Annotated in this window: 7 protein-coding genes and 1 pseudogene; 6 read left to right on the top strand and 2 right to left on the bottom strand. The window is 39.4% G+C overall.

The window, feature by feature from the left end:
- The 6 genes and pseudogenes from ACFIK8_RS08610 to ACFIK8_RS08585 all read left to right on the top strand — a co-directional run.
- A pseudogene (locus ACFIK8_RS08610) lies at positions 1-281 on the top strand (hypothetical protein); the annotation flags it as partial.
- An 88-nt stretch (positions 282-369) separates the two neighbouring features.
- Positions 370-1497 (top strand): N4-gp56 family major capsid protein, encoded by a 1128-nt coding sequence (locus ACFIK8_RS08605; RefSeq protein WP_375647844.1) that lies wholly within the window; start codon positions 370-372, stop codon positions 1495-1497.
- Positions 1498-1517: 20 nt separating this feature from the next.
- On the top strand, positions 1518-1898 hold the full coding sequence (locus ACFIK8_RS08600; protein WP_252619690.1) for a hypothetical protein: 381 nt from the start codon (positions 1518-1520) through the stop codon (positions 1896-1898).
- Positions 1899-1909: 11 nt separating this feature from the next.
- Positions 1910-2290, top strand: coding sequence for a hypothetical protein (locus tag ACFIK8_RS08595; RefSeq protein WP_375631879.1), 381 nt, complete (start codon positions 1910-1912; stop codon positions 2288-2290).
- 11 nt (positions 2291-2301) lie between these two features.
- Entirely contained in the window at positions 2302-3009 is a 708-nt protein-coding gene (locus tag ACFIK8_RS08590; protein WP_375620426.1) for a hypothetical protein, read from the top strand.
- A 1-nt stretch (position 3010) separates the two neighbouring features.
- Positions 3011-4444 (top strand): hypothetical protein, encoded by a 1434-nt coding sequence (locus tag ACFIK8_RS08585; protein ID WP_375669197.1) that lies wholly within the window; start codon positions 3011-3013, stop codon positions 4442-4444.
- A gap of 146 nt (positions 4445-4590) precedes the next feature.
- Here the strand turns inward: ACFIK8_RS08585 and ACFIK8_RS08580 are convergent, their stop codons facing one another.
- Positions 4591-4914: a helix-turn-helix domain-containing protein gene (locus tag ACFIK8_RS08580; RefSeq protein ID WP_015856199.1), complete on the bottom strand. Its 324-nt coding sequence runs from the start codon at positions 4912-4914 to the stop codon at positions 4591-4593.
- Between the two features lies 1 nt (position 4915).
- Positions 4916-5266 carry a type II toxin-antitoxin system RelE/ParE family toxin gene (locus ACFIK8_RS08575; RefSeq protein ID WP_041581387.1) on the bottom strand — a complete coding sequence of 117 codons (351 nt, stop codon included), beginning with the start codon at positions 5264-5266 and terminating at the stop codon, positions 4916-4918.
- Between the last annotated feature and the right edge of the window lie 531 nt (positions 5267-5797).

Raw genomic sequence — 5797 nt, 5'->3', positions numbered from 1 at the left:
CTTGTGCACAAAGAGATCTCAATCCGGCAGAAGAGATTTATAGAATAGCGCAAAATCTTGGCTATCAGAACCAAGCATTACAAGCGAATAATCAAGTTGCAGAACTTCAAAGCCGTCAGAATTCTGCGAGAACCTTAACGGCATCTGGAGGAGGGGGCGTGACGGGTCCTATGACCAAAGAGACACTTGCGAATATGTCTGAGAAAGAATTCAATGCTTGGATATCAAATCCGAAGAATGAAGCCCGTTTTTATGAAATTATGGGTGCAGATCCTGATTAGGCAATAAGTTTTACAACATAATCCGCCTTGATGCGGGTTTTCCACCGGCTTTAAGCCGGTTTTTTTACAGCAAAGAAAGGTGAAATCAATGGCAACAACACATATAGGAACCCATGATCCGCAATCGGTGAAATTGTGGTCACAGAAATTAAGCAATGAAGTTTTGAAAGCGACAAAAATTGCTCCTCTGATTGGCAAAAGTTCGAACAGCATTATCCAGCTTTACAACGAAACCCATAAGAGTGCAGGGGATAGCGTTACGTTTAGTCTGCTTGTCAATCTGTTTGGGGACGGTGTCACGCAAGGCGAAACCTTAGAGGGCAATGAAGAAGCGCTTCAATTTATGAATGATCGGTTGGTGATTAACGAGCTTTTACATGCAGCACGTGTAGCGAATGATGACTCGATTGACCAACAGAGAATTCTCCCCAATTTACGGAAAAAAGCCAAAGAAGGTTTAGTTCGTTGGTATGCCAATCGTTTAAGCATCATGTTCTTTCTTCAGGTATGTGGTTATACACCCCGTACGATCAATGTTGATGGTCGAGAAGTGTATATTAAGCCGGTTCATTATGGCTTTAATGAAATCATGGCACCAAGCAGTGAACGTATTATCCGCCCAGAAGCAAAAACCAAGGATGAAGATCTTACAGAAAAAGCCAAACATAGCTTTAGTCTTAAATTGATTGATGAAGCGGTTAAACAAGCCAAACTTGCCAATCCGCAAATTTCTCCAGTTCATGTCAATGGTGATGATGTTTATGTCCTCTATTTGCATCCAACACAAGTCATGCAATTGCGAACCAATACAGCCGTTGGTGAGTGGTTAGATATTCAAAAATCGGTTTATGCAACCTCTCGTGCGAAAAACCCAATCTTTGATGGTTCACTGGGCATGTATAATGGCGTTATTTTACGTGAAGCTATTCATGTGACCCATGGTGTTAAATCGACAGATAATACAGCTGTTAAAAGTGTGCGTCGCGCGGTGTTTCTAGGGGCGCAAAGTGCTGTTATTGGTTTTGGCAAAAATCACAGTGCAACGCATTATACGCTTAAAGAAGAGTATTTTGATTATGAACGTGAATTTGGTGTTGCAGCCAAAACCTTAATAGGAATGAAGAAAACACGTTTTAAGATGCCCAATAGCGCACAAACAGCTCAAGATTTTGGAACGATTGTTATCCCCACCTACAGCGGTGAACCTGATAATTAATCATAGGGAGGAAGCAAGACATGGCAGATCAATTACCACCTCCACTACAGGGGAGAAATCTTCACACCCAACAGGTGAGTTTCTTACGTTTGAATATCTCTCATAAAGATAAGCATCTTACGGAGAAAATAGGAATTTTGCCTCGTGGCGCTTTGATCACTTCGATGAAGGCTTTTGTCAAGACCGCGTTTTCAGAAGCGAAGTTGAAGATAGGGAGCACCTATGGTGGCAATGAGTTCAGTGAAAAGGATATCAAAGCCCAAGGCACGCAAGATTTTACGCCAACAGATCAAAAGTCTTTTGTTGCAGATGATAAGGAGATGACCCTTTATGCAACACGGGATAAAACAACAGATGCTGGTGAATGTATTGTGGTTGTGCAATTTGTGACAAATCATTGAGGGGATAAGACATGGCAGATTATTTACCACAGCCCTTGCAAGGGAGAAATCTTCATACCCAGCAGGTAAGCTTTTTGCGGCTTAATTTTAGCTATGAAGATAAAGAAAACGCTATGAGAATAGGCACGCTACCTCGTGGTGCTTTGATCACTTCGATTAAAGTGTATGTCAAGACAGCATTTTCGGACACGAAGGTAAAAATAGGGTGCACTGCTGGCGGCAATGAGTTTGGTGAAGCAGAAATCAAACAACAGGCAGTAAAAGAGGTTAAGCCTACCAATCAGAAGGAGTTTATCCCTTATGATGAAGAACTTACTCTCTATGCCAAAGCGGACAAAACAGTACAAGCTGGGCAAGCAAGTATAGTCGTTGAATTCGTGACTAATCACTGAGAGATATTTTGATGACACGTCATTATATTCGGGTTAAGACCGGAGGACCAATACCTGTAAAGCGAGATGTTTATCGTCATAAGAGGACACTTTCGCACCTTGTGTCGGTCATTCAAGATGAGATTGATGACATAGCCGATGAGTATGTTCATCAAATCCAAGAAAGTATTTTTGCAGCCATTCGTTTTTGTGAACGGGAGACCTTTTACTTTAACGAAAGCCGTGATGTGGTGTTTGAGACACGGGCGGGACAAGGTGTTTATGATGCAAGCACTACCAGCCATATCGAAAGTGCTGTTAAAATCAAAAACGTTTATCTGAGTTCTGATCAACATCATAAGTTTGCCTTGGAATGTAAGGACCATGTTTCTTTAGAGCCTTTGTTATCATCAGAGCAGCAAGGAACGCCGGTTTGTTACAGTTATTTTGATAGGAAATTACATCTTTATCCCACGCCGGATAGAGCCTATCAGATTCAACTCATTCTCTCTCCATTGCGTTTATCAGAGATAGAGAGTGTCGATGAGGAGCATCCATGGTTTGTGCACGCGTTTGATTTGATTAAGGCGCGTGCAAAATACGAACTTTACAAGAATATCTTGAAAGACCCCGATTGTGCAACGGCAGCTTACAATGACTTTAACGAACAGTTGAATGAATTGCGTGCAGAGACGTCTCAACGTCATAACGTGACCAGAATAATACCAACGGATTTTTAGCATGGTTTATTTTCCCATTGCCGATTACAGACCGGATGTTGCGGTTGTCAACGGCAGTTTTACGGATAGCCTTGTGAATGTTTTGCCGGCAGATGGTGGTTACATACCCATGCCTAGTGCAATGGTTGTGTCTCATCCTTTGGAAGAAAAGCCATTGGGTTCAATAGCCTTTAGAAGCGGTAATGGTGTTAAGATAATCGTAGGAGGCAAGCAAAAGCTTTACAGTTATGATAGTCAAACGCAGGGTTGGAAAGACATTAGCCAAAGTGGTGTGACCTATCATGCGCATGAGGATAATCAATGGTCATTTGCTCTGTTTGGTCAAAGAATTATTGCGGTCAATAAAAATGATAAACCACAAGTTTTTAATACCCATAGTTCTGAACGATTTGAAGATTTAGGAGGCAATCCGCCGAAAGCAGGCTTGGTGAAGGTTTGGGGACCTTTTGTTTGTTTGATGCAATTGACAGATCACCCCAATCGCATTCATTGGTCTGGTTTGGAAGATGCAACCCATTGGACAGTTAAACAGAAAGATTGCGATTTTCAAGATTTTCCGGATGGAGAATATGTTCAAGGGGCAACAGAATCCACCAATCCCCTCATTTTTATGCGTTCTGCTATTTATGCTGGAACCTTTGTTGCGGGTTCTAAAATTGTGTTTACATTTCAAAAGATACAAGACAAGCGAGGAGCCCGCAGTGCAGCCTCTATAGCTTGTCGAGGGAGTGACGCTTTTTTTGCAGGTGATGGTGGTTTTTATCAGATGAGTTTGGATGGTCAACTTTTACCGATAGGTTTTGAAAAGGTTGATAGAACGGTTTTTAAAACATTTGATAAGTTTGCTCTTGATGAGATGCAAGGAGTTATAGACCCCATTGATAACCGGATTTATTGGTCCTTAAAAAGAGGCAATAACGAACAAACCACCTTTGTTTATGATTGGGGCTTGCAGAAATGGTCGACGCTACAGGGAAAGATTTTCACGTTGTTTCCAGTGTTTACAACAGGTTATACTTTAGAACAGTTAGATGAGATTTCGATCAATCTTGAGGCGTTGCCTGCTTCTTTAGACAGCCCCCGTTGGCAAAGTGGCGCTCCAATGCTTGGTGCTTTTGATGAAAACAATAGGCTTGTTATGTTTACAGGAGCCCCGATGGAGGCAACGGTTGTTTCGCAAGAGATGGGAGCGCCGGATGGAAGTTTTAACTTTATCACGAAAATGTTTGCCGAAGTTGATACGACGGAAGGTCTTTTAAGCATAGGGGAACGTCGTCTTCGCAATAATCAGACGCCGATCACATGGCATAAGGAGAGGGTGTGTTCTTATGTCACGGGCGCTTATCATGGGCGTTCGCGCAATCGTTATCACCGGTTTAAATTGCGCATTCCTAAGAATGAACCTTGGACGATGATAATAACGCATTATATATAAAAATACAATAAAGTCAATGGTTTGAGTAAAATTATTTTATAAGAATCCACTTAAGAATCCACACTTTTATGCATGATTCATTTGACCATTTTTTATATAAGATTGCCATGTATGAATAGACTATAAAAAGCAAATCATAAAGAAGTTTAAGAAGAAAAAACAACTTCAAAATGTCCTTCAAGCGTTTTAACTTCTTTCGGATTAACAATAATCTTGATATCGTTTCCCAATTTTGCCAAACACTCAAGCATTTTCATTTCACTAATTCCTCGAAATTCTCCACTTAAGAGTTTAGACAATTTGGGTTGAGTCATTTTCAAAAGTTGACTAGCCTGTTTTTGTGTTAAGTTCTTTTCTTTAAGAATTTGACTAATCTTATGAGCAAGTTGCGCTTTGATAAGCATCTCTCTGGAATCTGAAAAGCCAAGATCCGCATAAACATTGGAACTACCGTGAAAAACATTGATCATTTTAATTCCCTTCTAATTGTTCTGCTAACTTGAGACGTTCTTTGATCAGATTAATGTCTGGTTTTGGTGTTGCAATGCCACGGGTCGATTTTTTCTGAAAACAATGCAACACATAAAGAGATTTTTTATATTGTATCGTATAAACAGCGCGATAAGTTCCTTGAATATCGCGTTCAATAATTTCTAGAACATTTGCAGATCCAAACCCCTTGAGAACCTTAACATTTTCTCCTCTATCTCCTATCTGAGCAAGATAAAGAGCATAACCAATCCTTTGTTGAATAAGATCAGGAAGACTTTTTATATCTTTGAGTGAAGAACCAAGCCATATGATACGTTTTATTTTACTCATGATTATTAATATACCCATATGGGTATATTTCAAGTGGTTATTTTAATTTTGTGATTTTTTTATAACTATTATTAATAAAATTGACTTGATAAAAATGGTAACAAAAAACCATAATTGTTTATTTGTTTTATGAAAAGCTGCTTTTAAAAACCAATGCTCGTAAATGTAAAAAGAACGTTTTTTACAGATATTTATTGAATATGCATGTTTTTTTGATTGGATTGTTAAAGCTACCGAGCGTTTATAGGCTCTCTTATTCAAATGAGTGATTAAAGATCATATGCATCATTTACGTTCCTTTTGATAAGTTTTCATATCTCTAATAGAGCGCTTGCAATATGATACGTTTTGTATATATGCACTGATTACTCCATGTGGATGATTCATTTTAATCATTAGAATAGACATTTGAAAGCCGCGTCATATCATTTGGCACGGCTTTTTTTTATTTTATTCTCTCTTTTATGATATGTTTATAGCAATGCATTTTATATGCGTTTATAACCATAAAGAAGGCACGCCCCTCACGCC

Source organism: Bartonella sp. MR168JLCBS (genome assembly GCF_042194175.1).
Note: the sequence above shows the minus strand (reverse complement) of the source record. Positions and strands in the feature narration are given on the sequence as shown.